Source organism: Planktotalea sp. (genome assembly GCF_049680325.1).
Classification (GTDB): domain Bacteria; phylum Pseudomonadota; class Alphaproteobacteria; order Rhodobacterales; family Rhodobacteraceae; genus Planktotalea.
Map to the genome: position 1 here is coordinate 1 of NZ_JBAUHO010000040.1, position 2,107 is coordinate 2,107.

Genomic DNA, 2,107 nt, shown 5'->3' on the forward strand with positions numbered 1-2,107 from the left:
GCCTATAGTGCGGCACGATCTACCATTGAGGCCCATGCGATCACCGTGGTAGAGAGCGAGGCGGACAGAAACGCATTCTTTGATGCTCTGGAAAACCCACCCAAACCAACCAAGCGACTGGCGAATGCTTTCGCATTGCGAAAGAAACTGATTGCGAATGCCGACTGACCCAGCAGACCAACCTCCATTTGAAATCCAGCCGTTCGATCACAAAGTTCATGATCGAGCGGCTTTTTCTTGTGGCGTCCCACAAATTGACAACTATCTCAAGCTGACCGCCAAAAAAGGCAGCAAGGGAGATGTTGTCAGGGTCTGGGTTGTCATAGACGCCAAAAGCCAGATTGTCGGCTTCTACGGCATCAATATGCATTCCGTTGATGTCAAAGACATGCCCCCCGCCTACGCAAAACGGGCGATGAAACACGGCATGCTACCGGCCGCCTTCATCGCAATGATCGGTGTTGACGCAAACCAGCAGGGCAACGGCATCGGCAGTGCTCTTGTGGCAGACGCTTTGAGCCGGATCGCACGGGCATCAGACGATATCGGCACCTGTGTCGTTATGCTTGACGTTTTTGATGATGGAGACGCCGCAGCAGTCGCCCGGCGCAAATCATATTACGAAGACTTTGGCTTTATTCCGCTGCCGGACCAACCCCTGCGTCTCTTCATGCCAATTGCGACCATACGCGCGTTGTCGGGCTGAGCGATGAATGATGTGCGCCACATGGACCAAATGACGCTCAGCGACACATCGGCATGCGCCGCGCAGCGGCCCTCGCGAACTTATCGCTTGATCAGCAACTGGACCTGATCTGCGAGGGCCTCCCTGCCCTCATGGGCAGTGTTCAAAGCCTGTTAGATGCGGCAAAAGAACTCTCGGATCATCCGCGCAGTGCGGCAATCCTGAGCCGGAATGCTTCAGAAGAAATCGCCAAAATACTCATTTTGGTCGATTTGGTCAGATGTCCCAATCGTTTGCGTGCTTCAAAGACGAGCGCGATGATCAAGTGGTTTTACAACCATCTGGCGCGCTTGATCTATGTTGAGGCCCAAAGCTGGAAGCCAATGAGCGTTCAACAGCTCCAGGACTACATCGATACGCACCGCCCCTCCCACTATCTGGAAGGAGGGATTGGTGAGTACATTCTGCCAAACCACGAGGTATTTCAGCGAGAAAGCGACATGTACGCCGATATCATATGCCATGACGACGGCACCTTGCATTGGCATGACCCAAACGAGATGCATCGCAATTCTGACCTACCCTTCGACTTTCTTGGCGAATGCAGCGCGCCACGGCCTTGGAAAGTCTGTGTAGCCTTGCGAGATTTTGGCCTTTTTACGCGCGAAGGCCTGGGCATCATGTCGGATGCGTGGAGTAAGATAGATTTCCGCGAGGAAGAAACCTGGCATGATGCGAAGGCTAGAGTTGAAGAAATGTTGGTTGCTTGCGAGAAAGCCGGGGTGATCGCAAAGCACGCCCAACAGGATCAAGTCAGGTGTTTGTATAACAGCTGGCAGATGCCGATGTATCATCTGGAATTCTCTCAGATTAATGTTTCCTTGGATGAACTAAGAGCCCAACAAGAGCGCAACCTTGCGATGGAAATGGGGTATTGAAGGCTCCTTTTTGATAAACGGCCTTTGAAGATTACGGTTTACATGGCCCCTGCCCCGCCCGATGGCCGGGTCACCGCGCGTCTCAGGTTCCAGCCGGCAAAGCGGCTTGCACCCAGAACATCCCCCACCAAGTCACGCTGATCCAATCGTCAGGCCTGCGTCTCGTCACCGAGCCGCAGGCTTCCCTTGTTTCATGCATGTCTTGGTATGGGCTGATCTGCCCTGCGGGTCACGATCGCTGGCGCATCGGATCTCGCCCGATCCTGATTTCATGGTCCTTTCGGGGTTCGCGCAAGCGCGATACGCCGCTCCAGGACGATTGCTTTAGAACCCGCTGGGTTCTCGCGCACGCAACCCCAAAAGAGAAAAACCGTGTCCTCGGCTGGCGCCTGCGGGCCGCACCACTTTTGCGCTTTTCGGGTATGCGTTTGCTCACTCCGGCACTTCGCCAGTGGGTCAGGTTTTAGAGCGACGCCCTCAAGGG

The 2,107-nt window shown here is 54.6% G+C and carries 3 protein-coding genes; all 3 read left to right on the forward strand.

Going from position 1 to position 2,107, the window contains the following annotated elements:
* The coding region (locus WBC85_RS01905) for a DUF1778 domain-containing protein (protein WP_424432994.1) at nucleotides 1-168 on the forward strand (168 nt) is incomplete at its 5' end.
* On the forward strand, nucleotides 158-706 hold the full coding sequence (locus WBC85_RS01910) for a GNAT family N-acetyltransferase (protein WP_347192059.1): 549 nt from the start codon (nucleotides 158-160) through the stop codon (nucleotides 704-706). The genes WBC85_RS01905 and WBC85_RS01910, both read left to right, overlap by 11 nt.
* A gap of 53 nt (nucleotides 707-759) precedes the next feature.
* Nucleotides 760-1,623, forward strand: coding sequence for a hypothetical protein (locus WBC85_RS01915; protein WP_424432993.1), 864 nt, complete (start codon nucleotides 760-762; stop codon nucleotides 1,621-1,623).
* Nucleotides 1,624-2,107 lie beyond the last annotated feature (484 nt).

What these genes read in the sequence shown, in the direction of transcription:
- WBC85_RS01915 (WP_424432993.1), top strand. Translation starts at nt 760, where the DNA reads ATGCGCCGCGCAGCGGCCCTCGCGAACTTATCGCTTGATCAGCAACTG.
- WBC85_RS01910 (WP_347192059.1), top strand. Translation starts at nt 158, where the DNA reads ATGCCGACTGACCCAGCAGACCAACCTCCATTTGAAATCCAGCCGTTC.